This is a genomic window from Novosphingobium sp., assembly GCF_041905565.1.
Classification (GTDB): Bacteria; Pseudomonadota; Alphaproteobacteria; order Sphingomonadales; family Sphingomonadaceae; genus Novosphingobium.
On the sequence record NZ_JAYRKX010000011.1, the window covers coordinates 100,978 to 125,515 of the forward strand.

At 67.8% G+C, this 24,538-nt stretch carries 23 protein-coding genes and 2 tRNA genes; 13 read left to right on the top strand and 12 right to left on the bottom strand.

The annotated features are described in order from the left end of the window. Window positions 1-120 precede the first annotated feature (120 nt). From ACE3N9_RS10560 to ACE3N9_RS10570, 3 genes are read right to left on the bottom strand one after another with little or no spacing between them, the layout of a single operon-like run. Window positions 121-1,527: an SPOR domain-containing protein gene (locus tag ACE3N9_RS10560; protein WP_374283612.1), complete on the bottom strand. Its 1,407-nt coding sequence runs from the start codon at window positions 1,525-1,527 to the stop codon at window positions 121-123. 24 nt (window positions 1,528-1,551) lie between these two features. After that, window positions 1,552-2,040: a hypothetical protein gene (locus ACE3N9_RS10565; RefSeq protein ID WP_374283614.1), complete on the bottom strand. Its 489-nt coding sequence runs from the start codon at window positions 2,038-2,040 to the stop codon at window positions 1,552-1,554. A gap of 16 nt (window positions 2,041-2,056) precedes the next feature. Then, complete coding sequence (locus ACE3N9_RS10570; protein WP_374283616.1) at window positions 2,057-2,776, bottom strand: AAA family ATPase; 720 nt, start codon at window positions 2,774-2,776, stop codon at window positions 2,057-2,059. A gap of 243 nt (window positions 2,777-3,019) precedes the next feature. Between ACE3N9_RS10570 and ACE3N9_RS10575 the strand changes: the two genes are divergently transcribed. Continuing rightward, complete coding sequence (locus tag ACE3N9_RS10575) at window positions 3,020-4,150, top strand: SPOR domain-containing protein (RefSeq protein WP_374283618.1); 1,131 nt, start codon at window positions 3,020-3,022, stop codon at window positions 4,148-4,150. Between the two features lie 4 nt (window positions 4,151-4,154). Further along, a complete protein-coding gene (locus ACE3N9_RS10580; protein WP_374283620.1) occupies window positions 4,155-5,396 on the top strand; it encodes a DUF418 domain-containing protein in 1,242 nt (413 codons plus the stop codon). Here the strand turns inward: ACE3N9_RS10580 and der are convergent. Next, entirely contained in the window at window positions 5,386-6,759 is a 1,374-nt protein-coding gene (gene der, locus ACE3N9_RS10585) for a ribosome biogenesis GTPase Der (protein ID WP_374283623.1), read from the bottom strand. The two genes, ACE3N9_RS10580 and der, sit on opposite strands and share 11 nt — an antisense overlap. Window positions 6,760-6,907: 148 nt before the next feature. On the opposite strand from der, the gene ACE3N9_RS10590 reads away from it, so the two are divergent. Next, complete coding sequence (locus ACE3N9_RS10590) at window positions 6,908-7,525, top strand: CHAP domain-containing protein (RefSeq protein WP_374283625.1); 618 nt, start codon at window positions 6,908-6,910, stop codon at window positions 7,523-7,525. Between the two features lie 4 nt (window positions 7,526-7,529). Here ACE3N9_RS10590 and ACE3N9_RS10595 read toward each other — a convergent pair whose 3' ends face one another. Next, window positions 7,530-7,817 (bottom strand): DUF3297 family protein, encoded by a 288-nt coding sequence (locus ACE3N9_RS10595; protein ID WP_374283627.1) that lies wholly within the window; start codon window positions 7,815-7,817, stop codon window positions 7,530-7,532. Window positions 7,818-7,893: 76 nt separating this feature from the next. On the opposite strand from ACE3N9_RS10595, the gene ACE3N9_RS10600 reads away from it, so the two are divergent. The 4 genes from ACE3N9_RS10600 (at window position 7,894) to ACE3N9_RS10615 (ending at window position 10,901) form a co-directional block, all read left to right on the top strand. Then, window positions 7,894-7,968: transfer RNA gene (locus ACE3N9_RS10600), tRNA-Val, on the top strand. Between the two features lie 52 nt (window positions 7,969-8,020). Beyond that, the gene (gene serS, locus ACE3N9_RS10605) at window positions 8,021-9,298 is read left to right on the top strand and encodes a serine--tRNA ligase (RefSeq protein WP_374283629.1); all 1,278 of its coding nucleotides are present in this window, start codon (window positions 8,021-8,023) and stop codon (window positions 9,296-9,298) included. Beyond that, the gene (gene surE / locus ACE3N9_RS10610; RefSeq protein WP_374283631.1) at window positions 9,298-10,059 is read left to right on the top strand and encodes a 5'/3'-nucleotidase SurE; all 762 of its coding nucleotides are present in this window, start codon (window positions 9,298-9,300) and stop codon (window positions 10,057-10,059) included. Before serS ends, surE begins: the two co-directional genes overlap by 1 nt. Next, on the top strand, window positions 10,059-10,901 hold the full coding sequence (locus ACE3N9_RS10615) for a peptidoglycan DD-metalloendopeptidase family protein (RefSeq protein ID WP_374283633.1): 843 nt from the start codon (window positions 10,059-10,061) through the stop codon (window positions 10,899-10,901). The genes surE and ACE3N9_RS10615 overlap by 1 nt, the downstream gene beginning before the upstream one ends. Here ACE3N9_RS10615 and ACE3N9_RS10620 read toward each other — a convergent pair. Further along, the gene (locus tag ACE3N9_RS10620; protein ID WP_374283635.1) at window positions 10,898-11,245 is read right to left on the bottom strand and encodes a DUF1761 domain-containing protein; all 348 of its coding nucleotides are present in this window, start codon (window positions 11,243-11,245) and stop codon (window positions 10,898-10,900) included. The genes ACE3N9_RS10615 and ACE3N9_RS10620 overlap by 4 nt on opposite strands. A gap of 62 nt (window positions 11,246-11,307) precedes the next feature. Here ACE3N9_RS10620 and rimO point away from each other — a divergent pair, with 62 nt between their 5' ends. Beyond that, a complete protein-coding gene (rimO, locus tag ACE3N9_RS10625; protein WP_374283637.1) occupies window positions 11,308-12,678 on the top strand; it encodes a 30S ribosomal protein S12 methylthiotransferase RimO in 1,371 nt (456 codons plus the stop codon). Window positions 12,679-12,764: 86 nt separating this feature from the next. On the opposite strand, the gene ACE3N9_RS10630 is transcribed toward rimO, so the two are convergent. The 3 genes from ACE3N9_RS10630 to ACE3N9_RS10640 all read right to left on the bottom strand — a co-directional run bounded on the left by ACE3N9_RS10630 (window position 12,765) and on the right by ACE3N9_RS10640 (window position 15,705). After that, window positions 12,765-13,331, bottom strand: coding sequence for a hypothetical protein (locus tag ACE3N9_RS10630; protein WP_374283639.1), 567 nt, complete (start codon window positions 13,329-13,331; stop codon window positions 12,765-12,767). A 146-nt stretch (window positions 13,332-13,477) separates the two neighbouring features. Next, on the bottom strand, window positions 13,478-14,713 hold the full coding sequence (locus ACE3N9_RS10635; RefSeq protein ID WP_374283641.1) for a dihydroorotase family protein: 1,236 nt from the start codon (window positions 14,711-14,713) through the stop codon (window positions 13,478-13,480). Beyond that, on the bottom strand, window positions 14,710-15,705 hold the full coding sequence (locus ACE3N9_RS10640) for an aspartate carbamoyltransferase catalytic subunit (RefSeq protein WP_374283643.1): 996 nt from the start codon (window positions 15,703-15,705) through the stop codon (window positions 14,710-14,712). The genes ACE3N9_RS10635 and ACE3N9_RS10640 overlap by 4 nt, the downstream gene beginning before the upstream one ends. Before the next feature lie 144 nt (window positions 15,706-15,849). Here ACE3N9_RS10640 and sppA point away from each other — a divergent pair, with 144 nt between their 5' ends. The 3 genes from sppA (at window position 15,850) to tig (ending at window position 19,547) form a co-directional block, all read left to right on the top strand. Then, window positions 15,850-17,727 carry a signal peptide peptidase SppA gene (gene sppA / locus ACE3N9_RS10645; protein ID WP_374283645.1) on the top strand — a complete coding sequence of 626 codons (1,878 nt, stop codon included), beginning with the start codon at window positions 15,850-15,852 and terminating at the stop codon, window positions 17,725-17,727. A 145-nt stretch (window positions 17,728-17,872) separates the two neighbouring features. Continuing rightward, window positions 17,873-17,957: transfer RNA gene (locus ACE3N9_RS10650), tRNA-Leu, on the top strand. A gap of 57 nt (window positions 17,958-18,014) precedes the next feature. Then, window positions 18,015-19,547: a trigger factor gene (tig, locus tag ACE3N9_RS10655; RefSeq protein WP_374283647.1), complete on the top strand. Its 1,533-nt coding sequence runs from the start codon at window positions 18,015-18,017 to the stop codon at window positions 19,545-19,547. A gap of 196 nt (window positions 19,548-19,743) precedes the next feature. On the opposite strand, the gene ACE3N9_RS10660 is transcribed toward tig, so the two are convergent. The 3 genes from ACE3N9_RS10660 to ACE3N9_RS10670 form a co-directional block, all read right to left on the bottom strand. Beyond that, window positions 19,744-19,932: a DUF2892 domain-containing protein gene (locus ACE3N9_RS10660; RefSeq protein ID WP_374283649.1), complete on the bottom strand. Its 189-nt coding sequence runs from the start codon at window positions 19,930-19,932 to the stop codon at window positions 19,744-19,746. Window positions 19,933-20,015: 83 nt separating this feature from the next. Then, entirely contained in the window at window positions 20,016-20,603 is a 588-nt protein-coding gene (locus ACE3N9_RS10665) for a Crp/Fnr family transcriptional regulator (RefSeq protein ID WP_374283651.1), read from the bottom strand. Window positions 20,604-20,613: 10 nt separating this feature from the next. Further along, entirely contained in the window at window positions 20,614-22,173 is a 1,560-nt protein-coding gene (locus tag ACE3N9_RS10670; protein WP_374283653.1) for a hypothetical protein, read from the bottom strand. 188 nt (window positions 22,174-22,361) lie between these two features. On the opposite strand from ACE3N9_RS10670, the gene clpP reads away from it, so the two are divergent. Beyond that, complete coding sequence (gene clpP, locus ACE3N9_RS10675) at window positions 22,362-23,033, top strand: ATP-dependent Clp endopeptidase proteolytic subunit ClpP (RefSeq protein WP_374283656.1); 672 nt, start codon at window positions 22,362-22,364, stop codon at window positions 23,031-23,033. 136 nt (window positions 23,034-23,169) lie between these two features. Continuing rightward, on the top strand, window positions 23,170-24,426 hold the full coding sequence (gene clpX / locus ACE3N9_RS10680) for an ATP-dependent Clp protease ATP-binding subunit ClpX (protein WP_374283658.1): 1,257 nt from the start codon (window positions 23,170-23,172) through the stop codon (window positions 24,424-24,426). The last annotated feature ends 112 nt before the right edge of the window (window positions 24,427-24,538 follow it).

The window sequence follows — 24,538 nt, forward strand, 5'->3', positions numbered from 1 at the left end:
CGCATTGACCAGAAGGTGGGGCTGCGGCGGCTAAACGACTTGACCATGCGCAGGCCGCCCATGCGAAAACGGGCCCGCCAAATGGCAGGCCCGCTCGCTGTTGTCTCGGAATAGCTGCGCTTAGCGGCGCCGGGCCAGACCCGGACCGACCGGCGCTTTGGCGGGAGCCTTGGCACGGGCCATCATCGGCGCGGCCGCCGGGCGGGCCAGCGGTGCCGGGCGCACGGTCGAATAGGCAAAGCAGACCCCGCCGCGTGCCTTGACCGTGCCGCACAGGCCCGTGGCCGAACGGTTGTCGAAGCCGGCGGCGGCGACGCGCCAGAAGTTGCGGCCGCGCACTTTGGCCGGGGTGACCACCATCTTGAAACGGCGCAGTTCCGGGTTCTTGGCGGCATAGATCCCCCAGGCGCGGCGGGCGCCCTGCGGGCTGGAGAAGCTGCCGAGCTGGACCGCGTGATTGCCGCCGGCAACCGGGGCAACGGCCACCGCGCGCACCGGCTGGCGCTGCGGGGCGGCCTTGGCCGGAACCTTGTAGGCCATCGCCGGGCGCACTTCGGGCACGGCAGCGGGGGCAGGGGCGGCTTCGGCAAAGGTGGCGGCGAAGCTGCGTTCGGCCGGGGCCGGGGCGGGCGCCGCGACCGGAGCGCCAACCGGGGCATACTGCGCGAGGTTCGCGGCCGCTTCGGGCGCGGCGGCGGGCAGTTCGGCCGGGGCGGCCGGAGCCGGGGCCGGGGCCTTGGCCGCCAGCACGGCACCGCTCTGTTCGGCGGCCAGCTGTTCGGCCGGGGGATTGTCGGCCAGCGCCAGCGCGGTCGGCTGGCCCGGATCGGCGCGCAGCGGCGCGTTGATCAGGCCGGCAATGCGCAGGCGCGCGTCTTCGGGCTTGGCGCGTTCGGCCCAGCTGCCCAGGCGCGCGTCTAGCTGGTCGGCCGGCACGTCCATCGCGGCCATGATCCGCGCGTCGCGCCAGCGCCCGTCCAGCGCATAGGCATAGGCCAGGTTCTGGCGGACCTTGGCGCTGGCATCGCCGGCACGCAGGGCATCGGCCAGGATCGCCACGCCGCGGCTGGTTTCGCCCGACAGCGCCAGGGCCAGGCCCAGGTCGGCGGCAGGGATCGCATCGCGCCAGTCATCGAGGATCGCCACCGCGTCGCGCGGCTTGCCCGCAGCGATGTTCGACAGCGCCAGCCCCAGCGCGGTGCGCGACGAATTGTCGCCCAGCTTCATCGCATCGTTGAAGCTGGTCGCAGCCGATTCGAACCGCCCGGCCTTGAGATAGGCATGGCCCAGCAGTGCCCGGTAGGCCGGTTCGCGCAGGTTGCCGGCCACCAGGGTTTCAGCCAGCTGGATCGCCTTGTCGACCTGGCCCTTGGCCAGCGCGATCTGGGCTGCCTGGGCGGTCTTGTCCGGGCTGGGCTTGGCCGTGGCGGTCTGGCTCATTCCGGCGCCGGCAATGGCCAGTGCGGCAATCGCCCCGGCAATACCGAGGGGCAGGATCTTGCTGCGGACAATGGTCGACGAGGTCATGGGAAGTCTCCCTTTCTGAAACAGTTAGCTGCGGCGCTTGGCGGCAACTTGCGCGGCGAGCGCGGCGATGTCGGGCAATTCGTCAAGCAGGCGGTCGAGCGCTTCGGTCACCAGCTGCTGGGCGCTGCGGTTACGCACCGCGCAGGCCAGCCGCAGCTTGAGGTGGCGATCGGCATCGACCCGCAGCGTGAAGGCAGCGCGGCGACCGCTTTCCAGCGCGGACTTGCGCGGCTGGGCGACGCGGCGGGCCACGGCCTGCTGCTGGCGCACCACTTCGGGGACGGCCGGCGGCGGCAGCGGCGCGCTGGGTTCGAGCGCTACCACGTCGGCCACGCCGGGCGGCGGGGCGGCGGGTTGATCGTGGCCCATGTCGTTCCAGCCCAGGTCATCGAACTGGTGGGGCGGAACTTCGTGGGTGATCGGCGCAAGCTGCGGACGCATTGCCGGGCGCGCGCCGCCCTTGCGGGCGAGCAGGCTCGGGCTGAGCGAGGCGAGAGGTTTCGGTTCGGACATGCCCCCCAGCACTCCGTCACGAACCCGCGACGCGGCGGCCGAAGCCGCCCGCCGGGCGATGGACCCCGGGCATCACCGCCACGCTGCTGGGCGCGGCGAAGACGGTGCGGCGGAAGTTCTTTTCCAGCCGGTCCGAAATGTAGTTCCACAGCGCCGTCACTTCGGCGGCGGAACGGCCATTGGGATCGACTTCCATCACCGTGCGGCCATCGATCATCGAGGCGGCGAAATCGGTGCGGTGATGCAGGGTAACCGGGGCCACGGTGCCGTGCTGCGACAGCGCGACAGCCGCTTCGGAGGTGATCTTGGCCTTGGGCGTGGCGGCGTTGACCACGAAGATCAGCGGTTTGCCCGCACGTTCGCACAGGTCGACCGTGGCGCCCACGGCGCGCAGGTCGTGCGGGCTGGGGCGGGTCGGCACGACGATCAGTTCGGCCACCGAGATCACGCTCTGGATCGCCATGGTGATCGCGGGCGGGGTATCGATCACCGCCAGCTTGAAGCCTTGTTGGCGCAGCACCGCCAGGTCCGCCGCGAGGCGGGCGACCGTGGTCTGGGCAAAGGCGGGAAATTCCGCCTCGCGCTCGTTCCACCAATCGGCCAGCGAACCCTGAGGGTCGATATCGATCAGCACCACCGGGCCAGCCCCGGCAAGCTGGGCCTGCACGGCCAGGTGCCCGGACAAGGTCGTCTTGCCCGATCCACCCTTCTGAGAAGCCAAAGCCAGTACGCGCACAGCAGTCCCCCTAAAAACCAGCAATTCCAGTTCCACTTGCCCCGGGGGATCGCAGATCGTTCCTAATTTTGGGTTAACAGTGGCTCTGCCAGAAAGCCCCTGCTGATGGCGCCGGGGGGATAAATCCTTTGCTAACCACTTGTTCAGTATGCCAGTTAAGTATGTTCGGGAGCCGGATCAGGACTGTGGGGGCGGTAAGCGCCCGGCGATGGTTACGATCGGCCAGGCGACGGGAAATTTTCGATGGCGCGTGAATATTTTCAGCTCGGCCTTCTGCTTGCGGCCGTAAGCCTGCCGGCCAGCGTCGCGCTGGCCGATAACAAGGCCGGAGTCGATGCCTGGTCGCGTGGTGATTTCACCGCCGCGGTGCGCGAATGGCAGGGCGATGTCGCCCGCGGCGATGCCGATGCGATGTACAACCTTGCCCAGGCCTACAAGTGGGGCAAGGGGGTCAAGCAGGACATGGCCAAGGCCGAGGAACTGTATGGCAAGGCGGCCACGCTGGGCCATCTCCAGGCGTCCGACAGCTACGGCCTGTTCCTGTTCCAGCGCGGTCAGCGCCTGCAGGCCTTGCCCTATATCCGGGCGGCGGCCGATCGCGGCGATCCGCGCGCGCAGTACCTGCTGGGGCTGGCGCACTATAATGGCGAGAACGTGCAGCGCGATCCGGTGCGGGCCTATGCCCTGGTCAGCCTGGCGCAGCAGCAGGGGCTGGAAGCGGCACAGACCGCGCTGACCCAGATGGACAAGTATCTCCCGATGGACCAGCGCCAGCAGGCCGTGGCTCTGGCCGCACAGCTGCAAAGCGATGCCGATTCGACGCGGGCCCGTCAGCTTGCCGCGGTTGACCTTGGGGCGACTGTATCGTCCACCCCGCCGGGAACTGCTGAACCTGTGGTGCCGGTGCGCGGTCCGACCGTGGCTGCCGCCAATGATGCCGTCGCCGCCGCTGCGCGGGTTGCCGCTGGCGGATCGCCGGGCACTGCCGGGGCGGACTATGCCCGCCCGCAGGTGGCCCCGCCGCCGACGCGCCCGGTGGTGGTGCATCAGGGGCCGCCGCCCGGGCAGTTGCCGGGCATCGCCGCGCCCCGACCCGTGCCGCCGCCAATCGCCGCGCCTGCGCCTGCGCCCGCGCCAGCGGCGGGCGGCGCCTGGCGGGTCCAGCTGGGCGCGTTCGGCCAGCCGGCCAATGCCGATGCGCTGTGGAACAAGTTGAAGGGCCGGCCGGAACTGGCGGGCCATCCCCGCCTCAACGTCAAGGCCGGCGCGGTGATCAAGCTGCAGGCGGGCGGGTTCGCCAGCGAAGCGGCGGCGCGCGCGGCGTGCAGCCGGCTCGGCGCCAGCGGGCAGACCTGCATCGCCGTGAAGAGCTGACGCGATGGCTGATGCGGCGCGCGAACGGATCGCCGCGCTCGACCTGATTCGGGGCGTTGCCGTGCTGGGCATCCTGGCGGTCAATATCGCCGGGTTCGCCGGGCCGCCTTCGGCCACCTACACGCCGTCGATCCCCGTGCCCGCAAGTGCGGCGGACGAATGGGCCTTTGCCGCCATGTTCTGGCTGTTCGAAGGCAAGATGCGCGCGCTGTTCAGTCTGCTGTTCGGCGCGAGCATGCTGTTGTTCGTCGAGCGCGCGGACGAACAGGGCCGCGATGGCCAGGCGCTGCAACTGCGCCGCTTGGGCTGGCTGGCTCTGTTCGGCTATCTCCATTTCCTGTTGCTGTGGTGGGGCGACATCCTGTTCCTCTATGCCGTGGCCGGAACGATCGCCCTGGCCTTGCGCAAGGCGTCCGCCCCGGCGCTGGTCGGCAGCGGCTTGGCGCTGTTCCTGTTCTGGCAACTCGCCGGCACGGCCCTGTCGCTGAGCGACGCCGCGATCGAGCAGGCGGCGCTGGCCCGCCCGGACGACGCCGCGCTGCAACAGCGGATCGCCGCGATCAAGGCCCCCTACCGTGCGCAGGACGCCGCCGACATGGCCGAAGCACGCCGCAACTGGGGCGCGCAGGTGACAGCCAAATTGACCGAACGCCCGTTCTATCCGCTGCGGGTCACCCTGTTCGCGATCGGCGAGACGCTGCCCTACATGCTGCTGGGCATGGCGCTGCTGCGCACCGGGTTCTTTTCCGGCCAATGGCCGGCGCGGCGATTGCGACAGATCGTGCTGGCCGGGTTGGGGCTGGGCGGGGCGGTCAGCCTGTGGGCCGCCCTGTGGGCGCGCGCGGCGCACTTTCCCGAAATGACCATGCGGCTGCTTGTCAACTATGCCCTGGGCCTGCCGCACCTGGCCATGGCGCTGGGCTATGCGGCACTGCTGATGCTGGCCGCGGCGCGCCTGACGCGCAGCCGGCCCGGGCATTTGCTGATGGCGGCGGGGCGAATGGCGTTCAGCAATTACCTTGGCACCAGCCTGGTAATGGGCGCGCTGTTCTATGGCTGGGGGCTGGGCCTGTTCGCCCGGCATGGCGCGGCGGCGCACTGGCTGTTCGTGCTGCTGGGCTGGGTGCTGATGCTGGCCTGGAGCACGCCATGGCTGGCGCGCTTCCGGCAAGGCCCGCTCGAATGGCTGTGGCGCAGCGCCACCGAGTGGCGGGCGCAACCACTGCGGCGGCGCGCTACTTCTTGAACGGGTTCTTCGGCATCCGCAGCGTCAGGCGCACCGGCACCGAATCGAACCCGAGGTCGCGGCGCAGGCTGTTGACCAGGTAGCGTTCGTAGCTGCCCGGTAGCTGATCGAGCCGGGTGCCGAACAGCACGAAGCTGGGCGGACGCACGCGGGCCTGGGTGATGTAGCGCAGCTTGATCCGCTTGCCGCCGGGGGCCGGGGGCGGGTTCTTGGCCAGGGCATCGTCGAACCAGCGGTTGAGCAGCGCGGTCGGCACGCGCTTCGACCAGGCTTCGCGCAATTCGAAGGCGGCCTTGATCAGCTGGTCCAGCCCCTTGCCGGTGCGGGCCGAAACGGCCAGCAGCGGCAGGCCCTTGACCTGGCTCAGCCCGTCGTCAAGCGCGGCGCGGATACCGTTGAACAGGCCGCTGGCATTGTCGGCCACGTCCCACTTGTTGATCGCGACAATCAGCGCGCGGCCTTCTTCCAGCACCATGCTGGCGATCTTGAGGTCCTGGTGTTCCAGCCCGCGCGTGGCATCGAGCAGCAGCACGACCACTTCGGCAAAGTCCACCGCGCGGCGGGCGTCGGCGACCGACAGCTTTTCGAGCTTTTCGACCACCTGCGCCTTCTTGCGCATGCCGGCCGTGTCGATCAGGCGGACGGGGCGCTCTTCGCCCGTGTCGGGATCGGTCCAGGTCCAGTCGACCGCAATCGAATCGCGGGTGATCCCGGCCTCGGGCCCGGTCAGCAGCCGGTCTTCATGCAGCAGGGCGTTGATCAGCGTGCTCTTGCCGGCGTTGGGCCGGCCGACGATCGCCAGCTTGAGCGGGCCGGTGAGGGCTTCCTCATCTTCCTCGGCAAACTCGTCCTCGTCCTGCTGCTTGTCGTCAAGATAAGGCAGCAGCGCCTCGAACAGGTCGCTTATACCTTCGCCGTGTTCGGCCGAGAAAGGCACCGGATCGCCCAGGCCCAGGGCATAGGATTCAAGGATTCCCGGCTGGCCCGCGCGGCCTTCGGCCTTGTTCGCCAGCAGGATCACCGGCACCGACTGTTCGCGCAGCCAGCGGCCGATTTCCTCGTCCAGCGGGGTCAGCCCGGCGCGGGCATCGATCACGAACAGGGCGACATCGGCGCCGTGCAGGCTCGCCTCGGTCTGCTTGCGCATGCGGCCGGGCAGGCTCGACGGGTCCTCGTCTTCCCAGCCGGCGGTATCAACCACGGTGAAATCCAGCCCCAGCAAGTGAGCCTCGCCGAACCGGCGGTCGCGGGTCACGCCGGGCTGATCATCGACCAGCGCCAGCTTCTTGCCCACCAGCCGGTTGAACAAGGTGCTTTTGCCCACGTTGGGACGTCCAATGATAATCACTTGTGGGAGGGCCATGACATGCCCCTGACCGTACTGGCGGCAATTTGCAAGCCGCAGGGCAAAATCTTGCGGCCTTGTTAACCAAACCGGCTATGTTGGCCCTAACCTTGTCGTGGCATTTACCTAGCCCATGACGGGACACAATCGCATGATGGCGGCCGTGATGGCAGGAGCCCTGGGTGCGCTGGCCGCGGGGGCAGGGCCAGTGGCGGCGCGCGGCATCGCGCTCGACGACAGCGCCATGGTTTCGGGCGGGGGCAGCAGCATGTTGCCGCCCTACCTGCAATGCGTGCCTTATGCCCGGCAGGTGTCCGGCATCATGATCTTCGGCGATGCCCACACCTGGTGGGAGCAAGCCGCCGGTCGCTATTCGCGGGGCACCATGCCCCGGGTCGGCGCGGTGATGGCGTTCAAGCCGCACGGCAATTCCACACTGGGCCATGTCGCTGCCGTCAGCCGGATCATCGATTCGCGCACGATCCTGATCCGCCATGCCAACTGGAGCCCGATCAACGGCCGGCGCGGCCAGATCGAGGACGATGTCCGCGCGATCGACGTGTCGGAAGACAACGACTGGAGCGAGGTGCGCGTGTGGTACGCGCCGATCCAGGCCCTGGGCGGAACCCACTGGCCGGTGCAGGGCTTCATCTACAAGGGCAAGCCGCCCAAGGGCGAACGCCCGATCCTGACGCGCCCGCTGACTTTCGCCAAGAGCGACAAGCCTGCCGCCCGCAGCGCTGATCCGATCGGCGATCTGATCAGCGCCAGGCTGGGGATCTGATCGTTCAGGCCTTGGCCACGGGCGGATTATCGCCCAGGTCTTCGTACCAGGCTTCGACCGGGCCGTTCAGCTTGATGGTCAGCGGCTGACCCTTGCGGTCCATGGTCTTGCCAGCCTGGACGCGCACCCAGCCTTCGGAAATGCAATATTCCTCGACATTGGTGCGGACCACGCCCTTGAATCGGATGCCCACGCCGCGCTGCAGCTTTTCGGCATCGAAATGCGGGCTGCGCGGGTTGATCGCCAGGTGATCGGGGGGCACGTCGGGGCCGGAATTGGTTTCTTCGCTCATGAAAGCGCCCTTAGATGCTCATCGGCGCTTGTCAATTCGAACAGACCGCTTTAAGGGCGCGCTTCCCGACGGAAGTGGGCGCGTAGCTCAGCGGTAGAGCACACCCTTCACACGGGTGGGGTCACAGGTTCAATCCCTGTCGCGCCCACCACTTCCTCCTCTCCTTGAAAGCAGTGGCGCTTGCGGGCATAGGCCTGCGCACCATGCATGACATCAAGTCCATCCGAGAGAACCCCGCAGCCTTTGACGCCGGCCTGGCCCGGCGCGGGCTGGAGCCCCAATCCGCCGCAATACTTGCGCTCGACAGTGAACGGCGCGCGGTGGCGACCCGGATGCAGGAATCGCAAAGCCGCCGCAACGATGCCTCGAAGGCGATCGGCGCGGCGATGGGGCGGGGCGACAAGGACGAGGCGGAACGGCTGAAAGCCGAAGTCGCCGCGCTCAAGGACACGCTGCCCACGCTGGAAGCCGAGGACCGCGATCTGCTCGCCCGGCTGAACGATACCCTGGCGCGAATCCCCAACCTGCCCGCCGCTGATACCCCCGATGGGGCGGACGAGGGCGACAATGTCGAAGTCAGCCGCTGGGGCACGCCGCGCAGCTTTGCCTTCACCCCGCGCGAACATGCCGACATCGGCCCGGCGCTGGGCCTGGACTTCGAAACCGCCGCGGCGATGAGCGGCGCGCGATTTACCTTCCTGCGCGGGGCGATGGCGCGGCTGCACCGCGCGCTGGGCCAGTTCATGCTCGACATGCAGACCACCCAGGCGGGCTATACCGAATGCAACCCGCCGGTAATGGTCCGCGACGAGGCGATGTACGGCACCGACAAACTGCCCAAGTTTGCCGATGACCTGTTCCGCACCACCGATGATCGCTGGCTGATCCCCACCGCTGAGGTCAGCCTGACCAGCTCGGTCATGGGCCAGCTGCTCGACGAGGCGGCACTGCCGATCCGCATGACCGCGCTGACCCTGTGCTTCCGCAGCGAAGCTGGCGCCGCCGGCAAGGATACGCGCGGCTTCATCCGGCAGCACCAGTTCGAAAAGTGCGAGCTGGTCAGCGTGGTTCGCCCCGAGGACAGCGCGGCCGAGCATGAGCGCATGACCGGCGCTGCCGAAGCAGTGCTTCAGGCGCTGAAACTGCCCTATCGCAAGGTGCTGCTGTGCACCGGCGACATGGGTTTCGGCGCACGCAAGACCTTTGACCTTGAAGTCTGGCTGCCCGGCCAGAACGCTTACCGCGAGATTTCGTCCTGTTCGAACTGCGGCGATTTCCAGGCGCGGCGGATGAACGCGCGCTATCGGCCCGAAGGGCAGAAGGGCACCGAATTCGTCCACACCCTCAACGGTTCGGGGCTGGCCGTGGGCCGCACCCTGGTGGCGGTGCTGGAAAACTACCAGCAGGAAGACGGCTCGGTCACCGTGCCCGATGCGCTGCGCTCCTACATGGGCGGGATCGACGCGCTGGTGCCCGCCTGATGCGTATCCTGCTGACCAACGACGACGGCATTTTTGCCCCCGGCCTTGAAGTGCTGGAGCGGATCGCCCGCCAGTTTTCGGACGACGTGTGGATCTGCGCCCCGGCGGAGGAACAGTCCGGGGCAGGGCACTCGCTCACGCTCGGCCGTCCGGTGCGGCTGCGCCAGCACGGCGAGCGGCGCTTTTCGGTGTCCGGCACGCCGACCGATTCGGTGATGATGGCGCTGCGCAAGGTCATGCCGGGCAAGCCTGACCTGATCCTGTCGGGCGTTAACCGCGGCGCGAACCTGGGCGATGACGTGACCTATTCGGGCACTGTTTCCGCCGCGATTGAAGGGGCGCTGGCCGGGATCCGCTCGATCGCCCTGAGCCAGGTCTATGCGAAGGAAGGGATGGGCGATGACGTGCCTTTCGCCGCCGCCGAAGCCTGGGGCGTGCGGGCGATTGCCCCGCTGCTCGACGCGCCGTTCGCCGAACGCACCCTGGTCAACATCAACTTTCCGCCGATCGCGGCCGAAGCGGTGCAGGGGATCCGGGTGGTTCGTCAGGGATTTCATGACTATGCGCGCGGATCGGTGGTTGAAGGGACCGATCCGAGAGGTTACCAGTACTTCTGGTTCGGACTGCACGGGATTGAACACACCCCCGGGCACCAGACCGACCTTGAAGCGATCCAGGATGGGTATATTTCGGTGACGCCGCTGCAATTGGACCTGACGCACGGCGCCTCGCTCGCCGATCTGGCGGGGCGCTTCGCCTGATGCGCCGCGCGGCCGCCCTGCTGGCTGCGGGCGCGCTGCTGCTGATCGCCGCCGCCGATCCCGATCCAAGGACCGAGACCAGCCACCTGGTCAAGCCGGGCGAGACGCTGGGCGGGATCGCCGCCCGGGCCGAAGTGCCGCGCGTGCTGATCATCGAGGCGAATGGCCTGCAACCACCCTATGTGGTCAAGGCCGGGCAGAAACTGGTCATCCCGCGCCGCCGCAGCCACACGGTCAAGGATGGTGAAACCGGCTTTTCGATCGCCATGGACTATGGCGTGCCGTGGTCGGCCATCGCCGCCGCCAACGCGCTCGATCCCAAGGCTGCGGTCAAGCCGGGACAGAAGCTGGCGATCCCGACCTTGGCCAAGGGCGTGCCCGTTCCCGCGCCCGTTCAAACGCCTGCCAAGCCTGTCGCCGCGCCGAAGCTTGACCTTGACGATGCCGATCCGCCGGTCAGCTTCACCTGGCCGCTTGCCGGGCAGGTCCGCCGCGGGTTTGCGGCGCGCGGTGCCAAGGGCGGCTACCATGACGGGATTGACGTGCTCGCTGCCCGGGGCCTGGCCGTGCGGGCCAGTGCGGCCGGCACCGTGATCTTCGCGGGTGATGGGCCGAAGGAATACGGCAAGACCGTGATCCTGCACCACGGCAAGCGCTGGACCACGGTCTATTCCTACCTCGACAAGATCACCGTCAAGCTGGGCGACAAGGTCAAGGCTGGCGAGCGTATCGGCCTCAACGGGCAGGATGGCCTGGCGACTGAGCCGCAACTGCACTTCGAAGTGCGCCACAACCGCGCCGCGCTCAACCCGCAGCGCTACCTGCCCAAACCCAAGCCCTAGCCGAGCAGTCTGAACACCGCCCCCATGGCGAGGTAGGCAAGCAGGAAGGCGAGGCTGTCGCGCCCCGTTTCGCGCGCCGGCACGCCGTTCTTGGTGCCCGCCAGCCACAGCGCCGGGATGACGATGGCCAGGGCCAACCCGCTCGACTGCATCCAGTAAAGGTGGGGTTTGGCGGCCAGCTTGTCCGGCCCGATCTGCGCCAGCGCATGGCCCAGCATCGCGGCGGGCACCAGACTGAGCGTCCAGGTCCACAGCGGCACCGCGCGGCCGCGCCAGAACAGCCACAGCACTGCGCTTGCCGCAACGGCCGCCAGCACCACCGCCACCCAGTTGATCGGACCCATCGCCTGCGCTCCTTTGCCGTGACAGTAGCCTTTCGCCCGTCAAACGTGTAGGGGCCGCCGCCATGGCCTCCACAATTCCCGATCAGAAGCGCATCGGCATGGTCTCGCTCGGCTGCCCCAAGGCGCTGGTCGATTCCGAACGCATCCTCACCAAACTGCGCGCCGATGGCTACGCGATGAGCGCGGATTACGCCGGGGCCGACGTGGTCCTGGTCAACACCTGCGGTTTCCTTGACAGCGCCAAGGAGGAAAGCCTTTCCGCGATTGGCGAGGCGATTGCCGAAAACGGCCGCGTGATCGTCACTGGCTGCATGGGCAACGAGGCGGAACTGATCCGCGCGAAATTCCCCGATGTGCTGGCCGTAACCGGTGCACACCAGTACGAAGCCGTGGTCGAGGCCGTGCACCAGGCTGCACCGCCCAGCCAGGGTCCCTTCATCGACCTCACCCCCCAGGGCGACGTCAAACTGACCCCGCGTCACTACAGCTATCTCAAGATCAGCGAGGGCTGCAATCACGCCTGCTCGTTCTGCATCATCCCGCAGCTGCGCGGCAAGCTCGCCAGCCGCCGGATCGATGCCGTGCTGCGCGAGGCCGAGAAGCTGGTCGCCGCCGGCACGCGCGAGCTGCTGGTGATCAGCCAGGATACTTCGGCTTACGGCGTCGATGTCCGGCACGAGGAGCGCGAGTGGCATGGCCATGCCGTGCGCACCCACATGACCGACCTGGCGCGCGAGCTGGGCCAGCTGCGCACCGCCGATGGGAACGCGCCGTGGGTCCGCCTGCACTATGTCTATCCGTACCCCCACGTCGATGCGGTGATCCCGCTGATGGCAGAGGGGCTGCTGACCCCCTACCTCGACATTCCCTTCCAGCACGCCGCGCCCTCGGTGCTCAAGGCGATGAAGCGCCCGGCGAACGAGGCCAAGGTGCTGGAACGTCTGCGCGCCTGGCGCGAGATCTGCCCGGATATCGCGATCCGTTCCAGCTTCGTGGTCGGTTTTCCGGGCGAGACCGAGGCCGATTTCCAGTATCTGCTCGATTGGCTGGACGAAGCCCAGCTTGACCGTGTTGGCGCCTTCCGCTTCGAACCCGTCGCGGGCGCTTCGGCCAACGATTTGCCCGGCGCCGTGCCGGACGAGGTCAAGGAAGAACGCTTCCAGCGGATCATGGCCAAGACCGAAGCGATCAGCGCCGCCAAGCTTCAGGCCAAGGTCGGGCGCGTCCTGCCGGTGATCATCGACGAGGTGGGCGAGGCTGACGAGGACGGCGACATCGGCGCCACGGGCCGCAGCCAGGCCGACGCGCCGGAAATCGACGGCGCCGTCTACCTGCGCAACGTCCCCGCCGGGACCCAGCCGGGCCAGGTGGTCTCCGTGCTGGTCGAGGACGCGGACGAGCATGACCTGTTCGGGGTCATCTCACCGGCATAAACGCTTCGCGCCGGTGAAATCGCGCCGGAAGGCAAGTTGCAGCGGTTCCCTGCCTAGCCTGGGCAGGGCGCCTGCGGTGGTGCTGGCTAGTAGGGAACGTCCTCGTCGAGGACCGCCATGAGGGTTGAGCCAGCCGGGATTGTGGCTCCGGCCGCCATCGCCATCCCCCCGAGCAGGCCGCCCATCAGTGACCCCCCGCCGCGCGCACCGCCCTTGCCGGCGGGAGCAGTGACGGTCTTGTCATCGAAAGTGCCCTTCAGCCTGATTTGGCGTTCGCCAAACTGCAAATGCAAGAGCCTGCCCGCAATGGTGGGAGGTCCGCCCATCATCCCGCCGCCTCCGACCTTGGTCAGTTCGGCTCTGGCGATGGTGCCGGCGGGAATGACCGTCACCCCGTTCCTTGCGACATCGTCTGCGACTTCGAATTCAATGGTTTGTCCGACGCGAAGCTTTTTCTTCATAGTGCTCAACTCTTCGCGGGTGACGAGCGTGATTGCGGCACCGGATTGCAGCACGCTGGAGACCGATGGAGGCCGACTTTGCGCAGCGCTGGCAGACGGCAGTGGAACGGCCGAATTGCCGCTTCCCCTTTGCGCGGCCACTGGCGTGGAAATCAAAGCAACGGTGGCCAGGCCAAACAGAAAAGCGCGCATATCCTGCCTCATCGGGACTAACAGTCGATCAAACACTTTCGGCCAGAAGCGTCAAATTCTTTTGCATTCCGGAGCGATCGCCGCAGATTATGGCGGCATGACGGCCGTTCGCTGCGAGACGCTGCCGGTCGCCTGAGCGGCTCCGCTCAGGCGACTTGCACGCCGCCCTTGAACAGCGCGGTGACGCGGCCTTCGACGCCCTGTTTGTCGAACGGGGTGTTGCCGGCCGCTGCGGCCATCTTGTCGCGGTCAACCACCCAGGGGCGGTCGGGATCGACCAGCGCCAGGTCAGCCTCGGCCCCAACGGCGAGCTGTCCGGCCGGGACGCCCAGCAGCGCGGCAGGATTGGCGGCGAGCAGCTGGAAGGCGCGGGCCGTGTCGATCACGCCGTCGCGGACCAGCGCCAGGGTCAGCGGCAGCAGCGTTTCCGCGCCCGCCATGCCCGGTTCGGCATCGGCAAAGGGCAGCCGCTTGTCTTCCGGCCCGCGCGGGTCGTGGCCGGACGAGATCACGTCGATCGTCCCATCGGCCAGCGCGGCGCGGACCGCCTGCCGGTCCGCCTCGCTGCGCAGCGGCGGGGACAGGCGGGTGAAAGTGCGGAAATCGCCGATCGCCGTGTCGGACAGCATGAAGTGCGCCGGGGTGACCCCTGCCGTGACCGGCATCCCGCGCGACTTGGCGGCGCGCACCAGCGCGAGGCCGCGCGCGGTGGTGACCTGGCGGAAATGGACCCGCGCGCCGGACAGGCCGGCCAGCGCGAGGTCGCGGGCGATGGCCAGCGCTTCGGCTTCGGCCGGGGCGCTGGGCAGGCCCAGCCGGGTAGCCATTTCGCCGGCGGTGGCCACGGCATTGCCGACCAGCCCGCCGTCCTCGGCATGGACCACCACGGTCAGCCCCAGCATGGCGCAATAGGACAGCAGGCGGTGCATCGTGCCCGAATCCGCGATCCAGCGCCGCCCGGTGGCAACCGCGCGGGCGCCGGCATCACGCATCATCGCCAGTTCGGCGAGCTCGCGCCCTTCCAGCCCCTTGGTCGCGGCGGCGAGCGGGTGGACCCACAGGTCCGGCTTGCCCGATTGCGCGGCGAAACGGACGGTGCTGGGCTTGTCCAGCACGGTGCCCTGATCGGGCATCAATGCGGCGCGGGTGATCCCGCCGAAATGGAACGCCGGCTTGTCGATCGCGAAGACGCCCAGATCGACCAGCCCCGGCGCGATCAGCGCGCCTTTCGCGTCGATCACCGTGTCGCCCGGCTGCGGCGCCGCATCGGCGCCCAGCGCGGCAACCCGGCCATCGACCGCGCGCAGCGCGCCCGGCTGCGGCTCGCCAGTGGGCAGGACCAGCCGGCCATTGATGAGGGTGAGGGGAGCCACCTGCTTCATGCCCAACCCTCCAGCCCGCGCGCCTTGCGGGTCAAAACTTCCAGGCAGGCCATGCGGATCGCAACGCCCATTTCCACCTGGCGAGTGATCAGCGAACGATCGGCGAGGTCGGCCACGTTGCTGTCGATTTCCACCCCCCGGTTCATCGGCCCGGGGTGCATCACCAATGCATCGGGCCTGGCCTTGGCGAGCCGGTCCAGCGTGAGGCCGTAGAGGTGGCGATATTCGCGCGGGCTTGGGATGAACTGCCCTTCCATCCGTTCCTGCTGCAAGCGCAGCATCATTACCACGTCGGCATCCTGCAGCGCGGTGTCGAAATGGTAATGCGGGGTGACTTTCAGCGCCTCGATATCGGCCGGCATCAGCGCGGGGGGCGCGCAGACGTGAACGTCGGCGCCCAGCGTGGTCAGGCAATGGATGTTGGAACGCGCCACGCGGCTGTGCAGGATGTCGCCGCAGATCGTGACTTTCAGCTTGGCGAATTCCGGCCCCTTGGCGGTGCGGATGGTCAGCGCGTCGAGCAGCCCTTGGGTGGGGTGTTCGTGCTGGCCGTCCCCGGCGTTGAGCACCGGGCAATCGACCTTGTCCGCGATCAGCCGCACCGCGCCGCTGCTGGCGTGGCGGATGACGATGGCATCAGCGCGCATCGAATTGAGCGTCATCGCCGTGTCGATCAGCGTTTCGCCCTTCTTCACGCTGGACTGCGCGGCGTGCATGTTGACCACGTCGGCCCCAAGCCGCTTGCCCGCGATCTCGAAGCTCAGCAGCGTGCGGGTGCTGTTTTCGAAGAAGGCGTTGATGATCGTCAGCCCGGCCAGCCGGTTGTCGCGCTTGTTCGCGCCGCGGTTCAGTTCGACCCACTGTTCCGCCTCGTCCAGCAGGTAGAGGATCTCCCACGGGGCGAGGCCCGCCAGCCCCGTGAGCCCACGGTGCGGGAAGGCGGCGGAGCCTGCTGGATAGCGGCCCGCGTGACTGGTATCTGGCGATGTCATTGAAGACAGCGCCCTAGCGAGCGCGAGCGGCTTGCTCAAGCGCGGATCGCATTGGGCGGTGGACAACCGCGCTTGGTCGAGCCGGGACTCGCCAAGGGGCCAGTGCGCTCCTATGTCTTTGGCAAACGGTTACAAGGAACCCGCATGCTCTTTGCCCGCAAGGTCTGGCACCTGCTTGTCGCGATCAAGGACGGCCTGGTCCTGTTGTTCATGCTGTTGTTCTTCGCCGCGATCTATGGCGCGCTGACCGCGCGGCCCAGCGCCGGGCTGGTTCGCGACGGGGCCCTGCTGGTCAAGCTGGACGGGGTGGTGGTGGAAGAACCCTCGGCCCAGGACCCGCTTGGCGAAGTGCTGTCGGGCGATGCGCCGATGAAGGAATACCGCGCCCGCGACGTCGCCCGCGCGATCAATGCGGCGGCCACCGACAGCCGGATCAAGGCCGTGGTGCTGGACCTGTCGCGCTTCGTTGGCGGCGGGCAGGTGCACATGCTGGAACTGGCGAAGGCGCTGGACGCGGTCCGCGCCGCGAAGAAGCCGGTCTATACCTGGGCGCTGGCCTATACCGACGATTCGCTGCTGCTGGCAGCCCACGCCAGCGAAGTCTGGGTCGATCCGCTGGGCGGGGCCTTTGTCACCGGGCCGGGCGGCGAAAACCTCTATTACGGGCCGCTGCTCGAAAAGCTGAAGATCAAGGCCCACGTGTTCAAGGTCGGCACCTTCAAGGACGCGGTCGAACCCTATATCCGCGACGGTCTGTCCGACCCTTCGCGTGAGGCGCGCACCGCGCTCTACGCCTCGCTGTGGGACAACTGGAAAGCCGATGTGGTCAAGGCCCGGCCCAAGGCGCAGATCGACCTGGTCACCCGCGATCCGGTCGGCTGGCTCAAGGCGTCGGGCGGCGATGCGGCCAAGGCGGCGCTGGCCGCCGGGCTGGTCGACAAGATCGGGGACCGCGCCGCCTTTGGCGAACGGGTCAAGGCCGTGGCGGGCGAAGACAGCGCCGACCAGCGCCCCGGCGCGTTCGCGCACGTGCGGCCTGCCGCGCTGCTGGCCGCGCAGGGCGAAAACACCTCGGGCGAAGCCATCGCGGTGGTCACTGTCGCGGGCGAGATCGTTGACGGCAAGGCCGGGCCAGGCACCGCCGGGGGCGAGCGCATCGCCCGCCTGATCGACGAAGCCAATGCCGACGATGCCAAGGCACTGGTGCTGCGGGTCGATTCGCCGGGCGGCTCGGTGTTCGCGTCCGAAGACATCCGTCTGGCGGTGGAACGGTTCAAGGCCAAGGGGCGCCCGGTGGCGGTATCCATGGCCAACCTGGCGGCCAGCGGCGGCTACTGGGTCAGCACTCCGGCGCAGCGGATCTTTGCCGAACCGTCGACCATCACCGGCTCGATCGGGGTGTTCAGCGTGGTCCCGACCTTTGAAGACACGCTCAAGCAATACGGCGTCCATGCCGATGGCGTGCGCACCACCGCGCTGTCGGGCCAGCCGGACATGATCGGCGGGCTGACCCCGGAAGTCGAACAGATGCTCCAGACCAGCGTCGAAAGCAGCTATGGCCGCTTCCTGGCGCTGGTCGCGAACAGCCGCAAGCGCACGCCCCAGCAGATCGACGCGATCGGGCAGGGCCGGGTGTGGGACGGCGGCACCGCGCGCCAGAACGGGCTGGTCGACCAGTTCGGCGGGCTGGACGATGCGATCGGCTGGGCCGCGCAGCAGGCCAAGCTGGATGCCTGGCACCCGGCCTATTACGGCAGTACGGCCAACCCTTACGCATCGCTGCTCGAACGGCTGACCGGGGACGAGGATGACGAGAGCGGCGTGCCCGCCGCCGATTTCGCCGCGCTGGTGGCGCAGCGCCAGCAGGCGCTGGTCGGGCGCGTGGGCAGCGATCTGGCCCGGCTGCTGACCCTGCGCGGGGTCCAGGCACAGTGCCTCGATTGCCCGGTTCCGGTGCCCGCCGCCAGCCGCCCGCAGCGCACCGATTGGCTCGCGCTGGTGCGGGGCTGGCTGGCGCTCTGACCGGGCGGTTCGGGCGGCCGGTCGGGAAACGGCAATAAACCGTTCCTCGTGGCTTGCCCTTTCGCTTGCCTGCCCTTAAGGGCCAGCGCTTGATTCCGGTCTCTGCCTCTGTTCCGGGGGTGGGGGAGATGGGCTTCGTCGGGCCGCGGGCGTGGCGGAACTGGTAGACGCGCTGGATTTAGGTTCCAGTATCGCAAGATGTGGGGGTTCAAGTCCCTTCGCCCGCACCAGTCCCGCCGAAGCCGATCCGATGCGGCCGGATGCGTACAAAGAAGGCTTCTATTGTCATGCAGATTGTCGAGACCAGCAACGAGGGTTTGAAGCGCGCCTACACGGTGACGATCGCGGCGGCGACCATCACCGCGCGGATTGATGACGAGGTGACCCGCATCGCGCCGCAGGTGCGCATGCCCGGTTTCCGTCCCGGCAAGGTGCCGGCCAACCTGGTCAAGAAGATGCATGGCCCGGCGCTGCACCAGGACGCGCTGAGCGCGGCGATCCGCGAAGCGATGGACAAGCTGGTGGCCGACCACAAGCTGCGCCCCGCGATGCAGCCGCAGGTCAACCTGGGCGAAGGCTATGACCAGGGCAAGGACGCCGAGCTGACGGTCGAGCTGGAAGTGCTCCCCGAAGTGACAGTGCCCTCGCTCGACGGGCTGAAGCTCGAAAAGCTGGTCGTGCCGGTGTCGGACGCCGAAGTGGACGAACAGGTTGCCCGCATCGCCTCTGGCGCGAAGAGCTTCGTTGACGCCAAGAAGGGCAAGAAGGCCGAAAACGGCGACCAGTTGGTCATCGATTTCGTCGGCAAGCTCGACGGCGTCGAATTCGAAGGCGGCAGCGCCCAGGACACCGCGCTGGAACTGGGCGCGCAGCGCTTCATTCCGGGCTTCGAAGAACAGCTGGTTGGCGTGAAGGTCGGCGATGAAAAGACCATCACCGTGACCTTCCCGGCCGATTACCCGGCCGAAAACCTCAAGGGCCAGGACGCCACCTTCGACATCACCGTCAAGGCGGTGAAGGTTGCCGGCGAAACCGCGATCGACGACGAATTCGCCAAGAGCCTGGGCCTGGAAAGCCTCGACCAGCTCAAGGGCCTGCTGCGCGGCCAGCTGGAACAGGAAACCGCCGGCCTGACCCGCACCCAGATGAAGCGCCAGCTGCTCGACGTGCTGGCCGCCGGTCACGACTTTGACGTGCCGCCGAGCATGGTCGAAGCCGAATTCGCCCAGATCTGGCAGCAGCTGACCCAGGAAGCCGCGCGCGAGGAAGACCCCGCCGCCGCGCTCAAGGAAATCGAGGACGAGAAGGATGATTACCGCGGCATCGCCGTGCGCCGCGTCCGCCTTGGCCTGCTGCTTTCGGAAATCGGCCAGGCCAACGGCGTCGAAGTGACCGCGCAGGAAATGCAGATGCTGCTCCAGCAGGCCGCTTCGCAGTATCGCCCGGAAGACCGCCAGCGCTTTGTCGAATACATCCAGTCGGAACCGCTCGCCGCTGCCCAGCTGCGCGCCCCGCTGTATGAAGACAAGGTCGTCGACTTCCTGTTCGACAAGGCCGAAGTCAGCGAACGCGAAGTGACCCGCGAGGAACTCCAGGCCGCGATCGAAGCCGAGGAAGGCGCCGAAGCCGCCAAGCCCGCCAAGAAGGCCGCCCCGAAGAAGGCTGCCAAGAAGGACGAGGCCAAGGACGAGGCTGCCGCCGAGGACAAGCCGGCCAAGAAGCCCGCCGCCAAGAAGGAAGCCGCGCCCAAGGCCGAAAAGGCTGACGATGAGGCTCCGGCCAAGAAGGCCCCGGCGAAGAAGGCTGCCGCCAAGAAGTAAGCAGCACCAGCTGCAACGCACCGCGCCCCCTGCCGCAAGGCAGGGGGCGTTGTCGTTTGTGCGGCCGGCGAAACGAAGAACAGCCCATGCGCAAGTGGGGGCTTGCGCATGGGCTGTTCCGCTTTCCCGGCACTTGCGACCCTTGCCCGGCCAACGGGGGTAGGCCGGTCAGGAAGGACCGGTCAGGCGATCTGGTTCAACGAACCTTGCACGTGTTGATGCCCAGCACCGAATAGAGCGGGCACATGCCGACCAGTCCGGTCAGCAGCGGCACGACGCCGATCCAGGTCCAGGGCGTGTACATGCCCCGCAATGCCATCACGATCAGCACAATCCCGGCGATGACGCGCAGCGCGCGGTCGATGGTTCCTTCGTTGCGGGCCATTTCACAGTCCTCCTTGGGTGCGACACAGGGGGGATGGCACCCCGTGCGGGGACTGTCGGTGACTTAGTCACACAGGCGCGAATTTATTCGGCGGCGTGGGCGAGGTGAGCCAGCGCGGCGCGGTCGACCAGTTCGATATGGCCGCGCGTGATCGCGATCAGCCCATCGCGCTGGAAGGCGCCCAGCTGGCGGCTGACCACCGCGCGGGCCGAGCCGATCTCGGTCGCCAGCGCCTCGTGCGTGGCATCGACCGTGGCGCTGCCGCCCGCCAGCCGCAGCAGGGCGCGCGCCAGCCGTTCGGCCACGCTGAGCAGGGCAACGTCTTCGACCAGCCGTTCCAGATCGGCAAAGCGCGCGGCGACGGCGCTGAACAATTGCTGGCGAAAGTCCGCATCGCTGCCGACCTTGGCCTGGAAATCGCCCGCCGGGAGCACTTCCAGTTCCAGCGGGGTTTCGGCCACGGCTTCGGCGGAATAGGTCCCGCCGCCAACCAGGCAGCCGAAGGTTTGCAGGCAGATCTCGCCCGGCCGCACGCGGTACAGCACGATCTCGCGCCCGTTTTCGGCGGTCAGCGAGACCTTGATCGAGCCGGCGTGGACCACCACGAAGCCGCTGCAGGCATCGTCGGGGCGAAAGAGCACCTGGCCCTGGGGAACCTGCATCACTGCCATGACGGGCAGGCTAACGCGTGGCCGCGCCGCCGTCCAGCGGGCGGTTGGACGCGATCCAGCCATCGCCGATGCGGCTCTGCCAGATACGCTCCACCGCAAAGCCCCCCGCGCGCAGGTGGGCCAGGATCGCGGCTTCGTCCCATTCGCGGCGGGTGTCATGCTCGGCCCAGAACAGGGTGGGGCAGATGGCCGAGATCCGCCGCGAGCTTGGCGCCTCAAGCGTGAAGCCGTGCCGCCGCGCCATCAGCGCATGGGCCTGGCCGAATACCAGCCGGTTGTCCGCCGGGGGCAGGGCTACGGTGAAGGCGTTCCAATAGGCCGGATCGACATGCACCGGACTGTCCGGGCAGGCACGCACCAGCGCGCCGATTCGCGCCGCGCTGCCTTCCCACGAATTGCGCTGCACCGTGTGCCGGGCATTGCCCGCCAACGCCCACAGGCTGAGCGCACATGCCCCCATCAGCAGGGCAGTTCCTGCCCGCACGGGCAGGCGTCGCAGCGCCGCATCCGCGCCCAGCGCCATGCCCAGCGCTACGGAGGGCACCAGCGCCGCCAGGAAGCGTTCCGTCACCACCGGGCGCAGCAGGTGCAGCGCGATCAACAGCGCGGCCGCCAGCGTGATCCCGGCGGCGAGCAGCAGCATGGCTTGCAATGCGGGCGGCAGGCGGCGTCCTGTCAGGGCTTGCCGCGCCAGCAGCGCCGCTCCGCCCAGCGCCGCCGCCAGGACCAGCATGTTGGCCAGGCCCGCCCGCAGCACGGCATATTCGATCGCGCGCCAGGCCGCGTCCAGGCCGCCTTGGATCCAGAAGCTGGCCGTGTTGCTTTGCCAGCGCGGCAACTGGATCAGGGACACGGCGAGGAACAGTGTGCCCCCGGCGATGGCCGGGACCAGCAGTTGCCGCAGCAACGCGCGCCGCCGCGCCAGCCATGCTGCCAGCACGAACGGCAGCACCAGCGCGCCCAGGATCACGCTGGTCAGGATATGCACGTTGAAGCCCGCCAGCAGCACCGCCCACAGCACCGTGCGCTGCCCGCGCCCGGCCAGCTCGCCCTCGAGCCAGCCCACCGCAAGTGCCAGCGCGACCACCGCCCCCGCGCAGAGCGAGAAGAAGTACGAGCGCAGCTCTGCCCCGCTGCGCAGCAGGGTTTCGTTCGCGGCCAGTGCCACCAGCAGCAGCGCGGCCAGGGTCCACCATTGCGGCGTGCGGCGTACCAGCACCCAGCCGCCGGCCAGTGCCGCGCCCAGCGCAGCCAGGTTCAGCAAGCGCAGTTGTTCCAGCGTGCCGGCCAGATGCGCGCCCGCCCAGGCCAGCGCGTTGAACAGCGGCGGATGATTGTCGGCCAGCCAGCTGCCGCACAGCGCGGCGATGAACGGGCGATCTGGCCGGGTAACAAACCAGGTGAAGAATTCGTCGTACCACGGCCCCCGGTGCAGCGCCGCCCAGACCAGCGCCCCGGCCAGCCCCAGCGCGCACAGGGCCGCCGCCAGCAGCGCCGGGCGCGGATCGGCCTGCCCCGGCAGGGCGCCGCGCCGCAGCAGTTCGGCCCATGTGGCAGGTTTGTCGTTCATCGGCAGAGGCTTAACACAAGACCTTGGCAAGCTGCGGGTTTTTCGCAGGGGAGGCGTTTCCCGACGGTTGCCAGCCTTGGGTTAAATCGGGCTTACAATGTCCGCTTCGGCATCATTCAATCGGTAAATGCCCTTGAACATCGCGCCCACAGGGGCGACATAGGCGGGCCAGCTTCAAGAGGATTCCCATGCTCGACCTGTTCGGTTCTTCCAATTCCCAGGGCAAGTTCACCCGCGATCCCGTAACCGGCGCGCTGATTCCGATGGTCGTCGAACAGTCGAGCCGGGGCGAGCGCAGCTTCGACATCTATTCGCGCCTGCTGCGCGAACGCATCATTTTCGTGACGGGCGAGGTCGAGGACCACATGGCCTCGGTGATCGTCGCCCAGCTGCTGTTCCTGGAAAGCGAGAATCCGAGCAAGGACATCTCGATGTACATCAACTCGCCGGGCGGGGTGGTGACCGCGGGTCTCGCGATCCACGACACTATGCAGTACATCCGCCCGCGCGTGTCGACCGTGTGCATCGGTCAGGCCTGCTCGATGGGCAGCTTCCTGCTTGCCGCGGGTGAACCGGGCATGCGCATCGCGCTGCCGCAGGCGCGGATCATGGTCCACCAGCCGTCGGGCGGGGCGCGCGGCATGGCCAGCGACATCGAGATCCAGGCCCGCGAAATCCTGCGCCTGCGCCAGCGGCTCAACTCGCTCTATGCCAAATACACCGGCAAGACCGTGGAAGAGATCGATCTGGCGCTGGACCGCGATACCTGGCTCGACGCCGAGGAAGCAAGGGCGTTCGGCCTGGTCGACCAGGTGTTTGAAAGCCGTCCGGCCGCCGATGGCGAAGCAGCCAAGGGCTGACACGGCTTGAAGGAATGGTAACCCTGCGCCTTCAGCCCCGGTCAATGTGACCGGGTTATGACGCAGGATTGAAGTTTGCTCTCGCCGGGGTAGAGTCCCGGCGAGTCCCTCTATCAAGAGGGCAACGGGAACAGGCATGACGAAATTGAGTGGATCCGACGCGAAGAGCACCCTGTACTGCAGCTTCTGCGGGAAGTCGCAGCACGAAGTGCGCAAGCTGATTGCCGGGCCGACCGTGTTCATCTGCGATGAATGCGTCGAACTGTGCAACGACATCATTCGCGAGGAAACCAAGGCCGGGATCGCCGGCAAGAAGGATGGCGGCGTTCCCAGCCCGAAGGACATCTTCGAAACGCTGAACGACTATGTCATCGGCCAGGACCGCGCCAAGCGCGTCCTGTCGGTCGCGGTGCACAACCACTACAAGCGCCTGAAGCACAGCGGCAAGGGCGGCGACGTCGAACTGTCGAAGTCGAACATCCTGCTGGTCGGGCCGACCGGTTCGGGCAAGACCCTGCTGGCCCAGACCCTGGCCAAGACCTTCGACGTGCCGTTCACCATGGCCGACGCGACCACGCTGACCGAAGCCGGTTACGTGGGCGAGGACGTGGAAAACATCATCCTCAAGCTGCTCCAGGCCAGCGACTACAACGTCGACAAGGCGCAGCACGGCATCGTCTATATCGACGAAATCGACAAGATCAGCCGCAAGGCCGAAAACCCCAGCATCACCCGCGACGTGTCGGGCGAAGGCGTGCAGCAGGCGTTGCTCAAGCTGATGGAAGGGACCACGGCCAGCGTGCCGCCGCAGGGCGGGCGCAAGCATCCGCAGCAGGAATTCCTGCAGGTCGACACCACCAACATCCTGTTCATCTGCGGCGGCGCCTTTGCCGGTCTGGAAAAGATCATTGCCGATCGCCTGCAGAAGCGCTCGATCGGCTTCGGCGCGCATGTGGCCGATCCGGACAAGCGCCGGGTGGGCGAACTGCTCCAGAAGGCGGAACCGGAAGACCTGCTGAAGTTCGGCCTGATCCCCGAATTCGTCGGCCGTCTGCCGGTGATCGCGACGCTCAACGACCTCGACATCGAGGCGCTGGTCAAGATCCTCAAGGAACCGAAGAACGCCCTGGTCAAGCAGTACGCCAAGCTGTTCGAGCTGGAAGACGTGACGCTGACCTTCACCGACGATGCGCTGGAAGCGATCGCGCAGAAGGCCATCGAACGCAAGACCGGCGCGCGCGGCCTGCGTTCGATCGTCGAAGGGCTGCTGCTCGACACGATGTTCGACCTGCCGACCGAACAGGACATCGCCGAAGTGGTGGTGGACAAGGACGTGGTCGAAGGCCGCAAGGAACCCGTCCGCGTGCTCAAGGGCAAGGAAGAAGCGGCTTAACTTTCCGGCTGACGCCGGTGCGGAAAAGCCATTCGGCTTTTTCCTGGCCTGGCCGGCCCCCTCCCCCGGCCCGACCACCCACGGAAGTGTAACCTGAATGGGTGGTCGGGCC